Raw genomic sequence first — 21,454 nt, 5'->3', positions numbered from 1 at the left:
TTGCTGAAAAATAAACCATTGAAGTAATGCATAAAAAAAAGGCAAAAAAAAAAGCCCTCTAAAAGAGGGCTTTAAAAAATCAAGTTAAAGACTTAACCGATTGCAGGTGCAACAAGAGCTACAGAAGTAGACTCAGCAGCTGCTAGGTCAAGTGGGAAGTTGTGAGCATTACGCTCGTGCATTACTTCCATACCAAGGTTTGCACGGTTAAGTACGTCACCCCAGGTTGGTACAACCTTGCCTGAAGTATCAACTACAGACTGGTTGAAGTTGAAACCGTTCAAGTTGAACGCCATGGTGCAGATGCCCATAGATGTCAACCAAACACAAATCACTGGCCATGAAGCCAAGAAGAAGTGAAGGCTACGGCTGTTGTTGAAGCTTGCATATTGGAAGATCAAACGACCGAAGTAGCCATGAGCTGCAACGATGTTGTATGTCTCTTCTTCTTGTCCAAACTTGTAACCGTAGTTCTGTGAATCAAGTCCTGTGGTCTCACGGATAAGTGATGAAGTAACCAAAGAACCGTGCATTGCAGAGAACAAAGCACCACCGAACATACCTGCTACACCAGCCATATGGAATGGGTGCATCAAGATGTTGTGCTCAGCCTGGAAAACGAACATGAAGTTGAATGTTCCAGAGATTCCTAGAGGCATACCATCAGAGAATGAACCCTGACCGAATGGGTAAACAAGGAATACAGCGAAAGCTGCTGATACAGGTGCTGAGTAAGCAACACAGATCCATGGGCGCATACCTAAACGGTATGAAAGCTCCCACTGACGTCCCATGTATGCAGAGATACCAATAAGGAAGTGGAAGATTACAAGCTGGTAAGGGCCGCCGTTATATAGCCACTCATCAAGAGTTGCTGCTTCCCAGATTGGGTAGAAGTGAAGGCCGATAGCGTTACTTGAAGGAACAACAGCACCAGAAATGATGTTGTTTCCATACATGAATGAACCAGCTACTGGCTCACGGATACCGTCGATATCAACTGGAGGAGCAGCGATAAATGCAACGATGAAACAAGTTGTTGCCGCAAGAAGGCAAGGGATCATCAATACACCGAACCAACCGACATAGATACGGTTGTTGGTGGAAGTAACCCACTCGCAGAATTGTGGCCAACCTTTGAGCAACGAAGAACGCTGCTGCTGAATGGTGGTCATGAGGACGAATGTGTATGTCCCTAAAGGGACGAATAAATAAGAGCAGCTAATTAGACTGCCAGACGTGATAATAAAGGAGAATGCCCCCTTTCGTGACTAAAATGTAGGACAATTTATGAAGAGAATCAGTAGCTTGAGCTCTTGAGGCACTTATGACGTCTTAAGATTCTCTTCATATTTAGGGTTTGAGGTCACAAATTGGTTCTAATCAAGTGGCTGATTAATGGGCATAGGCTTGAAGAAAGAGTTCCTCTGAGTGATGCTCGCCACAGAAAATATGAATTAGAGGCTCAAGGGGCAATTATCTATTGGAGCGAGAGAACTTACTTTTGATGTATTAAATCAATCAGTGATTGTTTCCATTCTTTTTTGAAATTCCATAATTCTCTTTTGGTAAAGCTCATAGCGATATTTTTTTCCGCATAAGCTGCTTCATTTATAAATACAGGAATATAAGGTTGATCTTCTTCAAACCTAATTATTTCTCCATTTAACTTACAAAACAATTCATCATTTTTCTTCAATTCTTGCCAATCCTTAGATTGCCTTAGAGAATGCACATATCCATCAATATTATCCTCTTCATCTCTAGGAAAATCGATACTTTTAATATGCCTGTGAATTATCAACTTATCAGGAAAGAATAGATTTAAGTTCTTAACCTGATGAATTTGTTCCATAAAAGTCTCGAGAATCAATTTTGTTTGCGAAATAATTCCCGAATTCAGAAGGCCCTGAGCAACGGGACCAATCTCTACGACAAGTCCACAAGGCCAAGATTCAACTAAAAAACCTGTTTGTTTTTGATCAGATTCGTGGATATATATTGGTAAACCTAATTGATTCTGAATCAAAGAAGCCAAGGCCAAATCCGCATCTCTTCTCCCATAAACAACTAAGCAACTCCCCATAGAGGAAGTCGTTGTATGAAAATCTAATGCTATTTGACATGGGTTTTTTCCTGCCTCTCCATAAAGATTCACTAACTCACTTGCTCTAGTTCTCTCACAATTTGAAGAGTTGATTGAGATGTTTGGTTCTTCTTGAAAACTCCGATTCAAATCATTGTGTATATATCTTTTCCCAGCCTTTTTCGCCTCAGGGTTGCCAATTACCTTAAAAGTTTTTATCCCGTGTGTATTTATTAAAAAGGATGATTTATTCCATTCATCAAAAAGCCAAATACCATTTATTTCATTACCATGCGTACCAGCCACTAGCAGTACTTGTAGCTGCTTCATTAATCAACAAACCCATAGATAAAAATAATCTTAAAAGAAATTCATGGCCATACCACCAATATTTGTAAAAGCGGCGAGAGACATATGGAGTTTTGAATGGAAAATATTAATGAATGGTCTTGCCCCATCAGATTCTCATGGAACTTACAAGAGGCCAATAAATGTTCAAAAACAAATTCAAATCCCTACCAAGGAAGATTTAAAAAGTAGAGATTCAAATCAATTACCAGGTTTAATTATTGGCAAAAGCTGCCCTTGGGCTCATAGAGCATGGATGGTTTACGAGGTCAAAGGATTAAAGAAATCAATCAATCTTCACATTGCTCAAGTAGACAACGGAGGAGGGAGGTGGATATTAGACCCTCCAATAAAAGGTTGTGGAACTCTTCAAGAGCTTTATCGAAAATGTGGGAATTATCAATCAAGAAGAGCAACAGTACCAATGCTTTTCGATCCTGGTAAGGAACCGGAATCAAAATTAAGACTTATAAACAATGAAAGCGCTGAGCTTGTCAAGATATTAAACAACTGGCCTATGTACAATCAAGACATAGACCTTAACCCAAGCAAATATCAAAAAAAAATAATTAACTGGCAGAATCTAATTCAAGAAAATATTAATAATGGAGTTTATAAATGTGGATTTGCTCGAAATCAAAAAGCTTATGAAAAAGCTTCAAAAGATTTATTCTCAGCTCTAAATATTGTAGAAGAATATCTTCAATCAAATGGTCCTTGGCTCTGTGGAAAAAATCTTTCAATTGCTGATATAAGACTTTTCCCTACCCTTATCAGATGGGAAGCAATTTATTACCCACTATTCAAATGTAGCAATAAACCAATAAAATCATTTCCGCATATAATCAAATGGAGGAGAAAGATTTTTAATATGTACAATATAAAGAAAACATGTGATGTTGATACTTGGAGAAAAGATTATTTTGGAGCTTTATTCCCTTTAAATCCAAGTAGTATTATTCCTAAAGGAGAAGATATTACAACAACTATCAACAATTAATTATCAACTATGAAAGAAGAAAATTCTTATTTTTCATCCTCAAATCCTATTAAAGGAGTCTATGGAGACTTCATAGTTACTTCTAATGATAAAAAAGAAGTTTTATTTTACCGATTGTCAATTCTTTTCTGCGGATTATTCTTTTCAATAGGAATAGCTCAATGGTTTTTCAATGGATCTAATCAAATATGGATTTGGCTATTATGCATGGCAATAAGTATAGGTTTAAGTCTTAAGTGGATACATATATATTTAAGACCTTTACATCAAACACTAACAATTTTCTGGGTACTTGGTTGTATTGGATTGTTGATACTTTTATATCATTTTGGAGTAACAAATTTAATATATGGTCTCAGAGAAAATCCAAAATCGATATTACTTGTCGGTCCACTTTTTGCTTCTTTAACTGGGATCGGTTTCAAAGAGTTTTTTTGTTTCAGAAGAATTGAAGCAATAGGGATAACGATTTTTATTCCAATAGCTTTAATTGGATATTTAACTGAATTAGCCGATGAAAGTTTTACTTTTGCAACACTAGTTGTGTCGTCATTGCTATTGCTATCAATGGGAATAAGGAAATTCAACCTTCCAGCAGAAGCTGATATAGGAGATAAAAGCGTTTTTGATTATTTAGAAAGCCAAAGAAAGCTAAAAGTATCAGATACTTGAATAAATCAACCAATTGTCAATTCAAAGAGAAAACCCACACAAAGATAATTTTTGTAGGTCTTAAGTCAGGGAATGGTGAGGAAATCCAACCAAATTTACAATCCACGTGCAATATTCCTCCGTCATAATTAATGTATTAGTCAAACGATCCTGCTCCTAAAAGACGCTATGAAAACTATTGACGAGCATATTAAAAAGGATGAATCCGAGATCCAAGAAGCAAAAGCTCAGGGGAATGATTCCAAGCTCCATCATTTAGAAGATGAACTTAATTCTCTCAAGGAATATAAAGAGCATCATCCTGAAGACAAGCATGACCCAAATGCGCTGGAACTCTTCTGCGACGCCAACCCTGACGAACCTGAGTGCTTGGTATACGACGATTAATATTCAAAAACAATTAATAGACCAAAAAAGGAAGGCTATAGCCTCCCTTTTTTGGTCTATTAGATCCTATTAATAATCCATATTAAAATCTGAAGGACTTCCAGTTAAAGAGCAGACAACTGCCTCCTCATTTTTCATGTGACGTACTTCAGCGATTGGTCTACCCATTTTCTTCAGAACATTAATATCTTGATCTGTCTGGCAGCGAGCAATAATTTCTCCTTGTCCATCAAAACAACTGTAAAAATCCATAATTTTAATAACTCTCTTTAGTTATGACCAAGAAACAACTGTAAGACAAGTAGGTATGATTCACTCATAACAATTAATTAATATCCAAGTTCGTTCCAAATAGAACTCAACAAATCATCCAGACCAAATTTCGTTACTGCAGAAATTATATGTACCTTTTTCATAGTCAGTTTCTCAATTTTATTTAGAAGTTTTTTAATTTCATTCTCATTTAATAGTTCTTTTTTATTCAGAACAAAAATTCTAGGCCTAGAAATCAAACCATGACCGTAAGACGTTAATTCCTCATTAATGGTTTTGAAATCATTTATCGGGTCCGTTGATGCTGAGTCAATTAAATGAAGCAAAACCTTTGTTCGTTCAATATGCCGAAGAAAATCATGCCCTAATCCAATACCTTTTGAGGCTCCAGAAATCAAACCAGGAATATCCGCAAAAACTGTTCCATCTCCTGAGGGTCTTCTTACTACTCCGAGATTTGGAATTAAAGTTGTAAATGGATAATCAGCAATCTTTGGTCTTGCAGAGGAGAGTACAGAAATCAAAGTACTTTTACCTGCATTGGGCAAACCAATAATTCCTACTTCTGCTAGAAGTTTTAATTCCAATTGCAATGACCATTCTTCACCTACTTTCCCTTCAGTAAATTTTTCTGGAGCTCTATTGCTATTTGATAAATAGCGAGCGTTCCCGAAACCTCCTTTTCCACCAAACGCGACAATAAGTTGTTGGCCTTTATTAGTTAAATCACCAAGAATAATATTTGTAGAGAGATGCCTTACCTCTGTTCCGCATGGAACTTTAAGTACAGTGTCTTTTCCTGATGCTCCAGTGCATTTATTGGGACCACCGCGTTGGCCATTCTCAGCAGAAATTAATTTCTGAAATTTGAAATCCAACAGAGTTTGCAAATTATCATCAGCCTCTAAAACAACATTTCCTCCTTGTCCTCCATCTCCACCCGCAGGGCCACCTGCGGGAACATACTTTTCTCTTCTAAAAGCAGAGATCCCATCACCACCCGAACCTGCTTTGACATCAATAATAGCCTGATCAATAAATTGCATTTAGAAATATCTTTAATCAATTAACTAAATAATAATTCTTACATTCATCCTTGCTAAATTAAAGAACTTAAAACACTGTTTATAACTTTCACCTCAATTTCAATCAACCATCCACACAACGCTACATCCAGGGCCGCCATCATGAGGTTCAGCATCGGCTACTTTTTCAATATATGGAAGTGAAGCAAACCATTTCCTCAAACCTTTTTTCAGTTTTCCAGAACCAATTCCATGAATAACCCATAAAGCTCCGGAACAATTTCTCAATTTTTCTTCAATTACCCCCTCGGCTTCATGAACGCGTAACCCTCTTACATCTAAGGTATTTTTTTTAGTTCTTACTAAAGATACATTCTTTCTTACCTGCGAAGTTTTTACTTGCACACTTTGGTTTATTTCGACCTTTTGACCATCAAGACTTTCAACTTCGGTTAAATTGACTTTGCTTCGAAATACGCCGCATAGCACTGTTAATTGCATTCCATCATCTGAAAAAGAAATTATTTCACCTGCTTTACCAATAGAAGACAATCTAACTTTTTCCCCAATCTTTGGGGTCCAACTCTGTGTGCGGTTAATTCGCTTGTCGTTTCGATATCCCTTTTCTATTTGCCGTAATCGTTGACCGGCAATTCTTGCTGTCTCACCACTAGCGTTTTGATCGCGCAAGCGTTTAATTAAATGTCTAACTTCTTTTTGACCTTCACGAATTGATGACTCCAATTTGAACCTTCCTTGTTCATTAAACTCTTCCGATTGTTGGCGTTGTTTCTGCCAACTATTAAGTAATTCCTCATGTAGTAATTCGGTTTTAGCCAATAATGCAGCAGCATCTTCAGCTGCTGATTGCTGACGCTCGCGTTGTTTTTCTAAGCCTTGAATAACTTGATTAACATTATCAACCCTTTCAGGGTTGATAAATTTTTGAGCACTTATAATTACTTGCTCATCGAGACCAAGTCTCTTTGAAATTTCAATTGCATTACTTTGACCAGGAATTCCCCATTGCAAATGAAAAGTTGGTTGTATAGTTTCACTATCAAAAGAAACTGAAGCATTTTCAAATCTTGAATCACTATATTTGAGCGCTTTTAATTGTCCAAAATGAGTAGTCGCGATAGTTAATCTTGCTCTATCAGCCATTACCTGTAGGAGTGCCATGGCCAATGCTGTGCCTTCAGTTGGATCAGTTCCAGCTCCAACTTCATCTAAAAGAACGAGAGTCGTACCAGGGAATACATCTATAGCGTCGAGTATTCGACTTATACGAAGAATATGTCCACTAAATGTAGACAAATTTTGCTGTAAAGATTGCTCATCACCAATATCAGCGAAAACATTTTTACACCATGGTAATCTTGGTGAGCCTGTACATGGCAAAAGCAACCCCGCTTTTGCCATTAAAACTGCTAAACCAATACTTTTCAAAGCAACTGTTTTCCCTCCAGTATTAGGGCCTGTAATCGCAACAACTTTTAAATCAGGGGCGACATCAAAACTAGTTGGAACTACTGTATTCTTTTTCTCATGGAAGTCATTCCATACTAATAAAGGATGACGAAAATCTTTGATCTCAAAGAGTGAATGTTCTTCTTGATCAAGAATTGCAGGGACCCCATTAAGCCATTTAGAATAACGTGCTCGAGACAATGCAAACTCAATTTGCAAAAGGATCTCTACTAAATGAGCTATTACAATTGCATTAAGACCAACCTCTTTACTCCAATCAGCTAAAAGTCTCCTCTCTTCATCTGAGATTTCAGAATCTATCTTAGCTAAACGATTTCCTATTGATATGACAACTTGGGGCTCGACATATATCGTGTTCCCAGAGGCCGAACTATCATGAACCATTCCTTTGATTTGATCAGAAGTCCCAGCCTTAAACGCTAAAACAGGTCGTCCATACCTCTCTGAAATAATATTATCTTGAAGTAATCCACCATATTTCCGGATGATATCTTGAAGAATATCTTTTCTTTGAAGACGTACGGAATTTCTATAACGTCGTAATTCAGAAAGCTTTGGGCTAGCACGATCTGCAATTCGCCCTCCTTCATCAAGCCCGAATTCGAGGAGTTTTTGTAAATCTGGCAAAGTTGCAACATCTTTGAGTAATTCAGAAAGTCGTGGACGTATCACTTGATCAAATATTAGTTTTCGTAATTTTCTAGCAGCTCTTAAAGTATCAGCTACTTTTAATAAATCCTCACCAATAGCAATACCTCCTTTGGAGCATATCAAAAGTATATTTTCCAAATCATGAACACCATCAAAAGATATTCCTGCATTAAGAGAACTATCTAATGACCCAATTTCTAATGTTTGGGACAATAGCTCTTGGCTTAAAGATAGATTTCGTGGCAAATCAAAGCTTTCACATTTTTTACGACCTTGTTGAGTAAGAGCGAATGTAGACAAATGGCTACAAACAGTTGGCCATTCAAGCAAATCCAAAGACTCTGATATTATTTGTGTCTTTTTAGAATCATCATGATTTTTTGTTAATCCCATTCGTCTAGCTAAAGTCTATTGATTTGTTGGTATTCCTGTTGATGGGTGATAAAGCATTTCTAACCAATTACCTTCTGTATCTTTTAAATAAAAAGAAGAAGTCCCATCTCGATGATCATGCAAAGCACCAACCTTGATCCCTCGTTTTTTTAGAGAGTCATGAATTCTTTTGATCTCATCTTTATTAGTGAAATGAAATGCGAAATGAGGACCAGCAGCTTTATAGCTAGGGCCAAGTAAAGCTAAACCATCTTTACTATCCCCCGCCTCTAAGTAACACCAATCAGTATCATCCCATATGAGCTTCATTCCCAAGGTCATATAAAAGCTTTTAGCTCTGTTGACATCCTCAACTCTTATAGCAACATGACCGAGTCGATGAACACTTTCAATATTTAATTCAGACTGTTTTTTTTGCATTACTTTTGATTGAAGGTTCAAATTTTAGTAATTTTCTTAATCAACTTTATTATTCTTTTAACCATCCTGCGGCATCACATGCGTGATATGTAAGGATCAAATTTGCTCCTGCTCTTTTAAAACTCAATAAAGTTTCCAAAACAATTTCTCTTTCATCTATCCAGCCTCTTTGAGCAGCAGCTTTGACCATCGAGTACTCCCCACTTACGTTATACGCAGCGATAGGTAGTTCTGATTCTTCTCTTAAACGGTAAATAATATCTAAGTAAGCCAAACCTGGTTTAACCATGAGGATGTCTGATCCTTCTTGTTCGTCAAGCTGAGCTTCAGTTATTGCTTCCCTAGCATTAGCTGGATCCATCTGATAGGTGTTTTTATTTTTCGGAATAGGCTTATTAGATATTGATCTAGGAGCAGAATCTAAAGCTTCTCTAAACGGTCCATAATATGCAGATGAATATTTTGCCGTATAACTAATTATTCCTACATGTTCAAAACCTTCATCATCTAAGGCTTCTCTTATTGCTCCAACTCTTCCATCCATCATGTCACTTGGGCCAATTAAATCTGCTCCAGCTCGTGCCTGAACAACAGCTTGTTTACACAAATAATTAACAGTTGCATCATTCAAAATTATCCCGTCATCACTAACTATTCCATCATGACCATCACAAGAATAAGGATCTAAAGCAACATCAGTCATAACACACATTTCCGGTATCTCTTTTTTCAATCTTTCAATAGTCCTTGGTATTAAACCTTTTTCATTAAAGCATTCAGCTCCATCTTCTGTTTTTTGCCCGTCAGGAACTTTTGGGAAAATAACGACACATCTAATACCTAGATTCCAAGCACGCTTAACTTCATCAATCAATCCATCTATGGGCCAGCGACTTGTACCTGGCATCGCGGCTATTTCTTGAGTATCTGAACCTTCATGAACAAAAAGAGGGTAGATGAAGTCAGAAGCAGAGACAGAGTTCTCTCGAACCATTTCTCTTAAAGAGTTTGTTCTGCGAAGACGACGGGGCCGATAAGTAAGATCCATATGGACCAATCAAGATAACGACATTTTACTTCCTTTAAGTCCTAGCCTTCTCGAACCAACTTGATCGAGGTTCATCTATTCGCACAGATCTAAGCTTTTCAAGAAGTCTCAACTCATCAGCTGACCAATTTTCAGGTAGCTTTAATTCAAGAGTAAAAAACAAATCTCCTTGGGTATCCAAGTTATGTAATCCTTTGCCTTCTAATCTCAATTTTTGCCCGGGTAAACTTCCTGAAGGTATTAATAAATATGCATCGCCTTGAGGAGAGGCAACCGTAATATTTGCTCCCAAAGCAAATTCATCTAAAGAAAGAGGTAAATCTGCATAAACATCTAAACCTTTAACTTTCCAAATCGGATGAGATTTAATACTAACTTCAATCAATAGATCTCCTCTTTTCCCTTTTCCAGAATGAATGTTCCCCTTATTTTTAATTCGTATTTTTGATCCTGTTTCAATTCCTTGTGGGATTTTTACCTCGATACGTTCATCATTCACCAAAAGATTCTTTTTTGCCCCATTCAAAGCTTCTACAAAACTAATCTGCAAATTAAATTCTGCATCAAGATTTAGTGATCGAGTATTCTTATCTAAAGATATATTTGAGTAAATATTTTGACCAACCTCGCTAAATCTTCCAATTAAATCACTCATAAAATCTTCAAAGTTTAGATATTCACCAAATTGATTAACATTATCTTCTGTATAAAAATCTCTAGAATTTCTATCTCTATTTTTGAAGCTATAACTTAGATATTGTTCATAAGACTTTTTTTTAGCCTCATCCGAAAGAATCTCGTAAGCTTCATTGATTTCTTTGAATTCTGACTCAGCCTTCTCATCATGTGGATGTAAATCAGGATGAAATTGTCTAGCAAGTTTTCTGAATGCACTTTTAATTTCTTTTTCGGTAGCATTTCTACTAATGCCAAGAATTTTGAAATAATCCTTAAAACCGTTTAATTCCATAAAAATAAAGCTTTTTCAAGTGCTAAGAGTCAATCTTTTACTGATTTTATCTAAATCTAGTATGTAAAAATTGAGAATGCCGAGCGTAATTGAACCTTGAAGAGATAGGCTTATTCAAGTCAAATCAAGTAAGGAGAGTCGATTGGCGTTCATTAATGGCTTTCACCTAAAAAATATTAGAGGTGATGTTTTAGGTGGCTTAACAGCTGCAGTTGTGGCATTACCACTAGCTTTAGCGTTTGGCAATGCTGCTCTTGGTCCTGGAGGCGCTATTTATGGTCTTTACGGGGCAGTTGTAGTTGGCTTCCTCGCCGCTTTATTTGGAGGCACACCTTCTCAGGTTAGTGGTCCGACTGGGCCTATGAGCGTCACTGTGGCTGGAGTAGTGGCGAGCTTAGCGGCTGTAGGAGTACCTAGAGATTTATCTGCTGGAGAAATTCTTCCCTTAGTAATGGCTGCCGTAGTTATTGGAGGATTATTTCAGATTTTATTTGGCTTACTAAGGCTTGGTAAATACATAACGCTTGTTCCATACTCAGTAGTTTCAGGCTTTATGTCTGGAATTGGAGTAATCATAATTACTCTTCAAATAGGTCCCTTACTTGGGATATCAACTCGAGGAGGAGTATTAGAATCTCTTTCAACTTTAATTAATAATTTCGAACCAAATGGAGCTGCAATAGCAGTAGCAGCAATGACACTTGTGATAGTGTTTTTGACCCCCCGGAAAATAAGTCAATGGGTCCCCTCACCTCTTTTAGCATTACTAATAGTTACTCCTTTATCAATAATTCTTTTTGGCGATAGTTCAATAGACCGAATAGGCGCGATACCAGAGGGTGGACTTTCTTTAAGTCTTCCAGATCCAAGCTTTGGCAATTTCTTCCCAATAATTCTTAAAGCTGGCCTAGTCCTTGCTGTTCTTGGGGCTATTGACTCTCTTCTTACATCTCTTGTAGCAGATAATATTTCTCAAACTAGGCACAATTCTGATAGAGAGCTAATTGGACAAGGTATTGGAAATGCAGTAGCTGGAATTTTCACAGGTTTGCCTGGTGCTGGGGCAACTATGAGAACAGTAATTAATGTCAAATCTGGAGGTTCCACCCCAATCTCAGGGATGGTTCATTCAGTTGTATTGCTATTTGTTCTTGTTGGTGCTGGTCCTCTAGCCGCTCAGATTCCTACATCTCTTCTTGCAGGAATTTTAATCAAAGTTGGCTTAGATATTATTGATTGGGGATTTCTATTAAGAGCCCACAAACTTTCGCTGAAAACGGCAAGTGTGATGTATGGAGTCCTCTTGATGACAGTTTTTTGGGACTTGATATGGGCTGTACTAGTTGGAGTATTCATAGCAAATATGCTCACGATCGATTCAATTACAGAGACACAATTGGAAGGAATGGAAGCTGACAATCCATTCGATTCATCATCAAATAACAATGCAGCAAATGCACAACTCCCTTCAGATGAGAAAGCACTTCTAGATCGTTGTGCGGGAGAAGTAATGTTATTCAGATTAAAAGGACCACTTAGCTTTGGAGCAGCAAAAGGAATTACTGAAAGAATGATGCTTGTAAGAAACTATAAGGTTCTAATTCTTGACATAACAGATGTTCCTAGACTTGGAGTTACGGCGACTCTCGCAATAGAAGATATGGTTCAGGAAGCGCTAAACAACTCAAGGGAAGCATATGTTGCTGGTGCAACAGGAAGAGTAAAGGACAGGCTTGCTAAATTTGGAGTTGATGTAATTGGTACCAGAAAAGAAGCGCTCACAGCTGCAATTGATAGCTTGAATAGTTGATAATTAATACTTTTATCTGATTGCTTGCTTTAAGAACTAACAAGAAATGGGACAAAACCTTTTCATCCAAAATGCTTTAAGTCCGCCCATACTTTTTTTCTTTTTGGGTGCAATTGCATACGCATTAAAGTCTGACTTTGAGATTCCAGCTCCCCTACCAAAATTATTTTCTTTATATCTTTTACTTGCAATAGGCTTCAAAGGAGGGATTGAACTTCAGAAAAGTGGCTTCAGTTATCCAGTTCTTCCAACTGTGGTTGCTGCAATATTTATGTCTCTTTTAATCCCTCTAATTTGCTTTGTAATACTAAGATTTAAATTTGATGTTTTTAATGCAGCCGCAATATCTGCAGCATATGGATCAATAAGTGCCGTTACATTTATAACTGCTGAAAGCTTTTTAGAAAGTCAAAATATACCCTTTGATGGTTTTATGGTTGCAGCTTTAGCACTTATGGAGTCTCCAGCAATAATAATTGGTCTTCTATTAGTTAAGTTTGGAGCAACCAAAGATAGGCCTATCAAAAGAAAAATGAAATGGGGCTCAATTCTTCATGAGTCAATGCTTAATGGTTCAGTTTATTTATTACTTGGAAGCCTTTTAATAGGTTTTTTAACATCAGCTGTTGATCCCTCTGACATAAAAAAAATGGAACCATTTACTGGAGAACTTTTTTATGGGGCTGAATGTTTCTTTTTACTAGATATGGGAATTGTGGCAGCTCAAAGGCTCGCTCGTTTAAATAAAACCGGTGCTTTTCTTATTATATTTTCGATATTGATGCCAATAGTTAATGCAATATTAGGTTCAGTCGTGGCAAGATTACTAAATTTAGATCCTGGAAACGCACTCTTATTTGTTGTTCTATGTGCAAGTGCTTCATATCTTGCGGTGCCAACAGCAATGAGAATGACAGTGCCTGAAGCTAGACCTAGTTATTACATTTCAACCACTCTAGGCTTAACCTTTCCTTTTAACATAATATTTGGAATACCTGTTTATATGAGCTTAGTAAACACAATGATTCCTCAAATTTAATATTCAAAAACATGAAAAGACTAGACTTGATTTTTAGTGAAAGAGAACTAGATGATGTTCTATCAGCATTAGAAAAGGCTGAAGTTCCTGGCTATACAGTTATGAAACATGCAACTGGAAGAGGCCCAGAAAGAATTATCACAGAAGATATGGAATTTACAGGATTTGGATCAAATGCACATGTAATTATTTTTTGTGAGCAAGAGATAATTGATAAAATACGAGAGAATATAAAATCTGTTTTGAGTTACTACGGAGGTGTTGCATATGTTTCAGAAGCAACTCCTCTTTGAAAAATACTTCTCAATTATTTTTGTCACGCATGAACCCAATCGACACGAATTGATTTTCGACTATTTAAATATCTATCTATTGCCATAGCGGCTATACATCCATCCGATGCGGCTACAACAGCTTGCTTAAAAGGGGTATTTCTAATGTCGCCAATTGCCCAAACCCCTTCTACTGTTGTTGACATAAAATCATCCACCAAAACCCCGCCATCTTCCTTAAAAGCAACCTGTTCACCAAGAAAGTCTGTAATTGGCTTTGATCCGCTCATGTAAACAAAAACTCCTTCAAGAGCTAAATCTTGATGAGTATCAATTGAACGATTTTTGACCTTAATGCCTGTTACACCAGCATCATTACCTTCGATCTGCATTAACCTAGTCTTACTCCAATGGTTTACATTTGGTTTTGATAAGAGGTCTTGCGCATGATGGTCATCTGATTTTGGATCATTAGATGTTATCCAATGAACTTTAGAAGCAAATTTTGTAAGAACATTTGCTTCTTCGATTGCTTCTTTATTGATACCAACAACGGCAACCTCACGATCTCTGTAAAAAGCTCCATCACAAGTCGCGCAATAGCTAACTCCTCTACCAAGAAATTCAGCCTCACCTTTGAATGATGCTGGCCTTCCCATTGCACCACTTGCAACAACAAGTGCTTTTGCTTTAAAAGTTCCTTCTGGGGTGTAGATAGTTTTCCAGTCACCACTAGAATCTACTCCAAAAACTTGAGCTCTTCGATAATCAGCCCCATATTGGGTAGCCTGATCTCTCATCAATTTCAACAAGGCCTCTCCACTCATTTCGCTTGAAACTCCTGGATAATTAGCAATTTGATGGGTTATTGCTAGCGCACCTACATCAGGATTCTTATCAAGGATTACTGTTCTTAAATCTGCTCGGGAGGTGTAAAGCGCACAACTGCAACCAGCAGGCCCACCACCAACTATGACAACATCAGTTTCAATGGTTTCCAATGGAAATTCTCTTAGTAGGTTTTGCTCTCTTTCAAGAAGAGAAAGTAATGTGTTGAGATCACTTGGGTTAATAGATTAAACTTTTTCCCCAAATCAAATCAAATGTTTGCTTGTCCAACTCTAATGAAAATTTTCTAAGATGAACAATAACAAACAATCTTCTAAATAGATTTAATTGATTAAGAGCAAATCTGCCCATACCTAGTTTCAATCCGAAGACACAAAGAAACCTAAATCTTCTACAGTGTAAGTTGATTATTTAGATTCTTGAGCGACTCAGAGATACTGCTTAAAGCAGCTATAAACCGAATATCAGCTCGCATAACAGAGAAATTGATAAATTCTGCTCAAGAATTTACTGAAATTGCTGAAGAGTTACCCCAAAAACTCCAAAATGAATGGGATAGCTTTAAAGAAGAGGTTATTGAAGAATCCGTACGTCTAGAAAAAAAGACTAATGAATCAAAAGAAAATACTTCTGAGGAACAATTAAGCAAAGAAGATTCAATTCAAATTCAAATAGATAATCTCAGATCAAAAGTTATCGATATTAATAAAGATATTGAGGGAAAAAATTGATATTTATAGCTAGTCAACTTCAAAAATTTTTTAGAGCCTTTAGGATTTGGATAATATTATTAGGTTTACTTTTCTATTTATGGTTTGATTCTAAAAAATGGAGTTATCTAAAAGGATATACCACTAAAAAGAGAGAAAAAAGAACTACTTCAAGAGCAAAATGGATTACAAAAGAATTCATTAATTTAGGATCAGCATTTATAAAATTAGGCCAACTTTTATCTGCTAGGGCTGATGTTATTCCATCCGTATGGGTAAATGAGCTTACCACTTTACAAGACAGAGTTCCACCTTTTGCATTTGAAAAAGTCGATGAAATTTTAACAACACAACTTGGTAGTTCATATAAAAAAATCATAAGTATTGATAAAAATCCAATTGGCTCAGCATCACTTGCTCAAGTTCATAAAGCTAGACTAATTAATGGTAAAAATGTCATTTTTAAAGTCCAAAGACCAGATATAGAAAAGTTTTTCAGGCTTGACTTAGATGTGATGAATCAAGTTGCCAAAGTAGTACAAAGAATAAAGTCTTTAAGTCGAGGTAATGACTGGATAGGTATTGCAAAGGAGTCTAGGAGAGTATTACTCAGAGAGCTAGATTTTCGAATTGAAGCTCAATATGCTGCAAGATTTAAACAACAATTTATAGATGACTCAGATATTTTAATCCCAAGTGTATTTTGGGATTTAAGCACCAGTAAAGTTTTATGCCTGGAGTATTTACCAGGAATTAAGATCAATGACATTAAATCTCTAAAAAGTAATGATATTGATACTTCTTCAATAGCAAAGATTGGAGCTACAAGTTATTTGAAGCAATTAGTTAATTACGGTTTTTTTCATGCTGACCCTCATCCTGGTAATTTAGCTGTTTCTAAGAGTGGTTCTCTCATTTACTATGATTTTGGAATGATGGGTTTTGTCTCTGAGCGTATTAGAGGCAGGCTCAATTCAATGATAAAAGCCGCAGCGCTGAGAGACGTTAGTGGACTAGTCAAAGAACTTCAAATTGCTGGATTAATAGAGGAAAATATTGAAATAGGTCCAGTCAGAAGATTAATAAGAATAATGCTAAATGAAGCACTCACTCCTCCTTTTGATTCTCAAATAATAGAAAAGCTCTCTGGGGATATATCTGAGCTGGCTTATGGGAAACCCTTTAGAATTCCAATTGAGTTGATTTTTGTTTTTAGAGCATTATCTACTTTTGAAGGAGTTGGAAGATATTTAGACCCAGAATTCAACTTAATAGCAATAGCAAAACCCTTCCTTCTCCCTCTCATGACTTCAAAGAAACCAGACTCTAATGATCTATTTAATGAATTAGGAAGACAAGTTACTGAAATAGGCAGTAAAGCTGTTGGGTTACCAAAACGCTTAGATGAAAATCTAGAAAGACTTGAACAAGGCGACTTGCAACTTCAAGTACGAATGGGTGAATCAGACAGACAACTGAGAAGAATGATTAACGCTCAACAAACACTAGGGAATTCTGTTCTCCTTGGCTCACTTGCAATATCGTCAGCTTTATTAGCCTCAAATAGCAAACCATATTTATTTTTCATACCATTAATTCCAGGGTTTCCAATAGCTCTAAATTGGATCACATTACAATTCAAAATGAGAAACGAAAATCGACTTGATAATTTCCAAGGAAGAGGTGGCTCCCGCTAGTTTATTAGTTTATTGAAATTACCCTTTCAAGCTTCCTCTTGGTCCCAATCCAACGAGTCCAGCATATATTGCTTGACTCCCTAACTCATCCTCAATACGAAGTAATTGATTATATTTCGCGACTCTTTCACTCCGACTCAAAGAACCTGTTTTGATTTGACCAGATTTAGTTGCCACTGATAAATCAGCAATAGTTGTATCTTCAGTTTCTCCACTTCTATGACTAATAACAGTTGTATAACTTGATCTTGAGGCAAGCTCTATAGCTTCAAGGGTTTCAGTCAGAGAACCTATTTGATTCACCTTAATTAATATTGAGTTTGCAATATTTTCATCAATCCCTCGTTGCAAACGAAGTGTGTTGGTAACAAATAAATCATCTCCAACTAATTGCACACTTTTGCCAAGCTTTTTCGTAAGCAAGCTCCAACCATCCCAATCATCTTCAGCTAATCCATCTTCAATAGAAACAATTGGAAATGAATTCACTAATCCAGCCAATTCCTCAACCATTTGCTCGCTGGAGTAAGAATTTCCACCATAAGAATATTGCCCCTCCTCATAAAACTCCGTACTCGCAACATCTAAAGCTAGAGAGATTTGCTCTCCTGGTTTAAATCCCGCCTGTTCAATTGCTTGCATTAATAGCTCACCTGCTGCTTTATTACTCTCAAGATTTGGAGCGAATCCCCCTTCATCTCCAACAGCAGTTGATAAACCTTTCTGACTCAATAAATTTTTAAGCGTATGAAAGACTTCAGCGCCCATTCTCAATGCTTCTCTGAAGCTCTCAGCGCCATGAGGAACCAACATAAATTCTTGAAAATCTAAATTATTTGCTGCATGTTCTCCTCCATTAATGACATTCATCAATGGAACTGGTAATAATGATGACATTGGTCCTCCTAAATACCTATAAAGAGGTAATCCCAATCCATTTGCTGCGGCTCTTGCAGTAGCCATACTGACAGCAAGAATTGAATTAGCTCCAAGATTTGATTTGTTGTCAGTATCATCAAGTTGTTTCATTACTGAATCAACTGTGGCTTGATCTAAAGAGGACAGACCGCATAGAGCGGGAGCAATATTTTCTTCTATGTGATTCACAGCCTTGAGGACTCCTTTCCCCAGATAACGCGTACCACCATCTCTTAATTCATGAGCTTCATGAGCTCCAGTGCTTGCGCCACTTGGGACAATTGAACGTCCTATGGCACCACCTTCTAAAAGAACTTCAGCCTCAACTGTTGGATTACCACGTGAGTCCAACACTTCTCGGGCCATAATGGTATCAATTACAAGTTCTAGAGAGTCAGCCACGAATTTAAGATGATTTTTAGATCTTATGAACTACATTATTCCTATATGTTCCTTAATTGCCAATCTAGCTTGCTTTCCAAGACCTAATCAATCAAATTTGTCTTAAAAGAAAATACAGATATAGATAGAAAGGTCTCAACCAAAATTCAGTAGGCAAATGACCACTTTGAATCAAAAGTCATCAAAAATGAATGGAAGTCTAACTACAGAACCAGATTCTTTTAGCGATGAAGCTTGGAGTCTTTTATTAATAGCTGAACAATCAGCCAGAAGATGGAGACATAAAAACTTAGATGTTGAGCATCTTATTGAAGTGCTTTTTAGAAATAAAAAATATCAAAAATATACAAATTCCTTACCCGTAAACCATAAAGATTTAAATGAAATTTTAGAAAACTTTATTGCTGAACTACCAATAAACAACCAACCAGATTTATTTATTGGAGAAGACTTAGAAATTCTTCTTGAAGTCGCTCATGATTTTCGCTCTCGATGGGGATCTAATCAAATAGAAATATCTCATATTCTCATGGCAATTGGCAGAGATAATCGCTTAGGAGAAGATCTTTTTTATCAAGCAGGTCTACCGAGTGAAATTCTCGAAGCGGAATTGAGTCGACTACCAGCACCCAAATCATTTAAACAATCAAAAAGGAATAAAGACAAACCAATAACAAATCGACCACAGAAAGATTCACAGTCTTTTATCCCTACCGAAACTACTTCAAAAGATCCAATAACCAAGCCACTTACTCCTCGCTCTAACGAAGAGATCACATCAAAGCAAGAACCTTTAAACCTTAATGAGGCACCAAGTGCCTTAGATTTATACTGTAAAGATCTTACAACTGAAGCTGAAAATGGAACTTTAGACCCTGTGATTGGCAGAGAGTCTGAAATAAAAGCAATTACAAAAGTATTATCTAGAAGAGGTAAAAACAATCCAGTACTGATTGGTGCTCCTGGTGTTGGAAAAACAGCAATTGCAGAATTATTAGCTCAAAAAATTGTAGACAACGAACTTCCTGAATCTCTTCAAGGTTTAAGGTTGATTTCACTTGATATCGGTGCATTAATTGCTGGAGCCAAATTTCGAGGACAATTTGAAGAGCGCTTTAGATCATTATTAAGTGAAATCAACAATAGTGAAAAAGGAGTAATCCTATTCATAGATGAATTACACACAATTGTAAGCAAAGACAGATCAAATATTGATGCTGGTAGTCTATTAAAACCATTATTAGCAAGTGGAGACTTAAGATGCATTGGGGCAACTACTCCGGAAAATTATAGACGTACAATCGAAAAAGACCTTGCTCTTAATAGACGATTTCAGCAAGTATCAATCAAAGAACCCAACTTAGATTTAAGCTTAGAAATTTTAAAAGGACTTAAAGAAAATTACGAGGTTCATCACGGAGTAATTATCACAGATGAAGCACTAATTACAGCGAATCGTTTGGCCCATAGATATATAAGTGATAGATGCCTACCAGATAAAGCTATTGACTTAATCGACGAGGCTTCAGCTCAAGTAAGAATAGAATCTGCATCAAAACCAAAAATTATAGAAGAGAAAGAATCTCAGGTTAATGATTTAGAGTCATCAATTCTAAATGCAAATAAAGAGACAACATTAGAGACTATAAATAATTTTCAAGAAGAGAAAGAATTTCTGCTCTTTGAGTTAGCTGAGATTAAACAAAAATGGCAAAATCAGATTGATAAATCAGCTGAATTACAAGAACTAAAAATAAGCCTCAAAGAATTAAAAAACTTAATAAGAGAAGTCGAAAGCTCTGGTGAAATAGAAGAAGTAGAAAGACTTAAATATGAACAACTTTATCAATTACAAGAAAGAATAAAAGAAATAGAAATTTCTATTCAAGAAGACAATGAGTATGGTAATTCCTTACTAACAGACAAAGTCAACCCAGAAGACATAGCTGATGTTGTCTCAAGATGGACAGGGATTCCTGTTAGAAAGGTTTTATCAGGTGAAAGACAGAAACTTTTAAATTTAGAACAAGACTTAGAAAAAAAAGTTATTGGCCAACTAAATGCTGTTCAAGCAATCTCAGCCGCAATACGTAGAGCAAGAGCTGGGATGCAGGACACAAGAAGGCCCATTGGATCCTTTCTTTTTCTGGGCCCTACAGGTGTTGGAAAAACTGAACTTGCTAAATCATTAGCAAGTTCTTTATTTGATGAAGAGGACGCTTTGTTGAGACTTGATATGAGTGAATATATGGAGAGGAATGCTGTTTCAAGACTCTTAGGTGCACCGCCCGGATACGTGGGTTACGAAGAAGGTGGTCAATTAACAGAGGCAATTAGAAAAAGACCTTATGCAGTTTTGCTTCTTGATGAGATTGAGAAAGCTCATCAAGAAGTTTTCAACATCCTTTTACAGGTATTAGATGATGGAAGACTGACCGATTCTCAAGGTCGAACAGTAGATTTTAGAAATACAGTTATTGTTATGACAAGCAATCTTGCTAGCAAAGCAATCTTAAATAATTCACTTCAACTTCAAAGCGAAAATTCAAATAAAAATATTCTTTTACAAGAATTAGATCAAAAAATCAACGAAGCTCTAACAAAACATTTTCGACCTGAATTTTTGAACCGCATTGATGAAGTAATAAGATTTAGTCCACTTAAACCTGACAGCCTAGAGCAAATAGTTCGACTTCAACTTGATGAATTAAAAAAGCTTCTAAAGCAACAAGGTTTAGACCTTTTTGTTGACGAAAACACTATTAAAATTCTTGCTGAAGAAGGCTATGAACCTGAATACGGGGCTAGACCGCTAAGAAGAGTGATTAGAAGAAGATTAGAAAACCCGCTGGCCACACAAATTTTAGAAGAGGCTTTTGAAGATGCAAGATCAATAAGGGTTGAAACTAAAGATGATGATTCAAAAAAACTTCTTTTTTTAATAGATAACTAATCTATCAAACATAAGTTAGTGTAGGTTCATAGCCATTCTT

At 36.6% G+C, this 21,454-nt stretch carries 20 protein-coding genes; 10 read left to right on the top strand and 10 right to left on the bottom strand.

All coding sequences use genetic code 11. The annotated features are described in order from the left end of the window. Positions 1-92: 92 nt before the first annotated feature. Positions 93-1,175 (bottom strand): photosystem II q(b) protein, encoded by a 1,083-nt coding sequence (gene psbA / locus EW15_RS01420; protein ID WP_011294225.1) that lies wholly within the window; start codon positions 1,173-1,175, stop codon positions 93-95. Positions 1,176-1,373: 198 nt separating this feature from the next. On the opposite strand from psbA, the gene EW15_RS11520 reads away from it, so the two are divergent. Next, on the top strand, positions 1,374-1,508 hold the full coding sequence (locus tag EW15_RS11520; RefSeq protein ID WP_011823078.1) for a hypothetical protein: 135 nt from the start codon (positions 1,374-1,376) through the stop codon (positions 1,506-1,508). On the opposite strand, the gene EW15_RS01415 is transcribed toward EW15_RS11520, so the two are convergent. Then, complete coding sequence (locus tag EW15_RS01415) at positions 1,499-2,416, bottom strand: aspartoacylase (RefSeq protein ID WP_038651056.1); 918 nt, start codon at positions 2,414-2,416, stop codon at positions 1,499-1,501. The two genes, EW15_RS11520 and EW15_RS01415, sit on opposite strands and share 10 nt — an antisense overlap. A gap of 43 nt (positions 2,417-2,459) precedes the next feature. Here EW15_RS01415 and EW15_RS01410 point away from each other — a divergent pair, with 43 nt between their 5' ends. From EW15_RS01410 to EW15_RS01400, 3 genes are all read left to right on the top strand, one after another. Beyond that, positions 2,460-3,434, top strand: a complete 975-nt coding sequence (locus EW15_RS01410) for a glutathione S-transferase family protein (RefSeq protein WP_038651054.1) — start codon at positions 2,460-2,462, stop codon at positions 3,432-3,434. 9 nt (positions 3,435-3,443) lie between these two features. Next, on the top strand, positions 3,444-4,106 hold the full coding sequence (locus tag EW15_RS01405) for a DUF2301 domain-containing membrane protein (protein WP_038651050.1): 663 nt from the start codon (positions 3,444-3,446) through the stop codon (positions 4,104-4,106). A 168-nt stretch (positions 4,107-4,274) separates the two neighbouring features. Next, positions 4,275-4,493: a CP12 domain-containing protein gene (locus EW15_RS01400; RefSeq protein ID WP_011294221.1), complete on the top strand. Its 219-nt coding sequence runs from the start codon at positions 4,275-4,277 to the stop codon at positions 4,491-4,493. A gap of 69 nt (positions 4,494-4,562) precedes the next feature. On the opposite strand, the gene EW15_RS01395 is transcribed toward EW15_RS01400, so the two are convergent. The 6 genes from EW15_RS01395 to EW15_RS01370 form a co-directional block, all read right to left on the bottom strand. Continuing rightward, entirely contained in the window at positions 4,563-4,745 is a 183-nt protein-coding gene (locus EW15_RS01395) for a hypothetical protein (RefSeq protein ID WP_011294220.1), read from the bottom strand. Between the two features lie 77 nt (positions 4,746-4,822). Continuing rightward, positions 4,823-5,812, bottom strand: a complete 990-nt coding sequence (gene cgtA / locus EW15_RS01390) for an Obg family GTPase CgtA (RefSeq protein WP_038651046.1) — start codon at positions 5,810-5,812, stop codon at positions 4,823-4,825. 99 nt (positions 5,813-5,911) lie between these two features. Further along, complete coding sequence (locus EW15_RS01385; RefSeq protein ID WP_038651043.1) at positions 5,912-8,326, bottom strand: endonuclease MutS2; 2,415 nt, start codon at positions 8,324-8,326, stop codon at positions 5,912-5,914. A 15-nt stretch (positions 8,327-8,341) separates the two neighbouring features. Next, positions 8,342-8,746, bottom strand: coding sequence for a VOC family protein (locus EW15_RS01380; protein WP_038651040.1), 405 nt, complete (start codon positions 8,744-8,746; stop codon positions 8,342-8,344). A gap of 49 nt (positions 8,747-8,795) precedes the next feature. Continuing rightward, positions 8,796-9,794 (bottom strand): porphobilinogen synthase, encoded by a 999-nt coding sequence (gene hemB, locus EW15_RS01375; RefSeq protein WP_038651037.1) that lies wholly within the window; start codon positions 9,792-9,794, stop codon positions 8,796-8,798. Positions 9,795-9,828: 34 nt separating this feature from the next. Next, the gene (locus EW15_RS01370) at positions 9,829-10,764 is read right to left on the bottom strand and encodes a DnaJ C-terminal domain-containing protein (RefSeq protein WP_038651035.1); all 936 of its coding nucleotides are present in this window, start codon (positions 10,762-10,764) and stop codon (positions 9,829-9,831) included. A gap of 142 nt (positions 10,765-10,906) precedes the next feature. Between EW15_RS01370 and EW15_RS01365 the strand changes: the two genes are divergently transcribed. The 3 genes from EW15_RS01365 to EW15_RS01355 are packed head-to-tail and all read left to right on the top strand — an operon-like array spanning position 10,907 to position 13,906. After that, positions 10,907-12,574 (top strand): SulP family inorganic anion transporter, encoded by a 1,668-nt coding sequence (locus tag EW15_RS01365; protein WP_038651032.1) that lies wholly within the window; start codon positions 10,907-10,909, stop codon positions 12,572-12,574. Positions 12,575-12,620: 46 nt separating this feature from the next. After that, positions 12,621-13,613, top strand: a complete 993-nt coding sequence (locus EW15_RS01360) for a sodium-dependent bicarbonate transport family permease (RefSeq protein ID WP_038651029.1) — start codon at positions 12,621-12,623, stop codon at positions 13,611-13,613. 11 nt (positions 13,614-13,624) lie between these two features. After that, positions 13,625-13,906 (top strand): P-II family nitrogen regulator, encoded by a 282-nt coding sequence (locus tag EW15_RS01355; protein WP_038651026.1) that lies wholly within the window; start codon positions 13,625-13,627, stop codon positions 13,904-13,906. Positions 13,907-13,929: 23 nt separating this feature from the next. On the opposite strand, the gene EW15_RS01350 is transcribed toward EW15_RS01355, so the two are convergent. After that, on the bottom strand, positions 13,930-14,886 hold the full coding sequence (locus EW15_RS01350) for an NAD(P)/FAD-dependent oxidoreductase (RefSeq protein ID WP_038651023.1): 957 nt from the start codon (positions 14,884-14,886) through the stop codon (positions 13,930-13,932). Positions 14,887-15,153: 267 nt separating this feature from the next. On the opposite strand from EW15_RS01350, the gene EW15_RS01345 reads away from it, so the two are divergent. Beyond that, positions 15,154-15,465 carry a hypothetical protein gene (locus EW15_RS01345; protein ID WP_038651021.1) on the top strand — a complete coding sequence of 104 codons (312 nt, stop codon included), beginning with the start codon at positions 15,154-15,156 and terminating at the stop codon, positions 15,463-15,465. Then, positions 15,462-17,141, top strand: coding sequence for an AarF/ABC1/UbiB kinase family protein (locus EW15_RS01340; RefSeq protein ID WP_038651018.1), 1,680 nt, complete (start codon positions 15,462-15,464; stop codon positions 17,139-17,141). Before EW15_RS01345 ends, EW15_RS01340 begins: the two co-directional genes overlap by 4 nt. Positions 17,142-17,159: 18 nt before the next feature. Here EW15_RS01340 and eno read toward each other — a convergent pair whose 3' ends face one another. Then, positions 17,160-18,461: a phosphopyruvate hydratase gene (gene eno / locus EW15_RS01335; RefSeq protein ID WP_038651015.1), complete on the bottom strand. Its 1,302-nt coding sequence runs from the start codon at positions 18,459-18,461 to the stop codon at positions 17,160-17,162. A gap of 157 nt (positions 18,462-18,618) precedes the next feature. On the opposite strand from eno, the gene EW15_RS01330 reads away from it, so the two are divergent. Next, complete coding sequence (locus EW15_RS01330; RefSeq protein ID WP_038651012.1) at positions 18,619-21,414, top strand: ATP-dependent Clp protease ATP-binding subunit; 2,796 nt, start codon at positions 18,619-18,621, stop codon at positions 21,412-21,414. Positions 21,415-21,454: the final 40 nt, after the last annotated feature.

The organism is Prochlorococcus sp. MIT 0801 (assembly GCF_000757865.1).
GTDB lineage: Bacteria > Cyanobacteriota > Cyanobacteriia > PCC-6307 > Cyanobiaceae > Prochlorococcus_B.
This window is presented reverse-complemented; position numbering and strand designations above follow the sequence as displayed.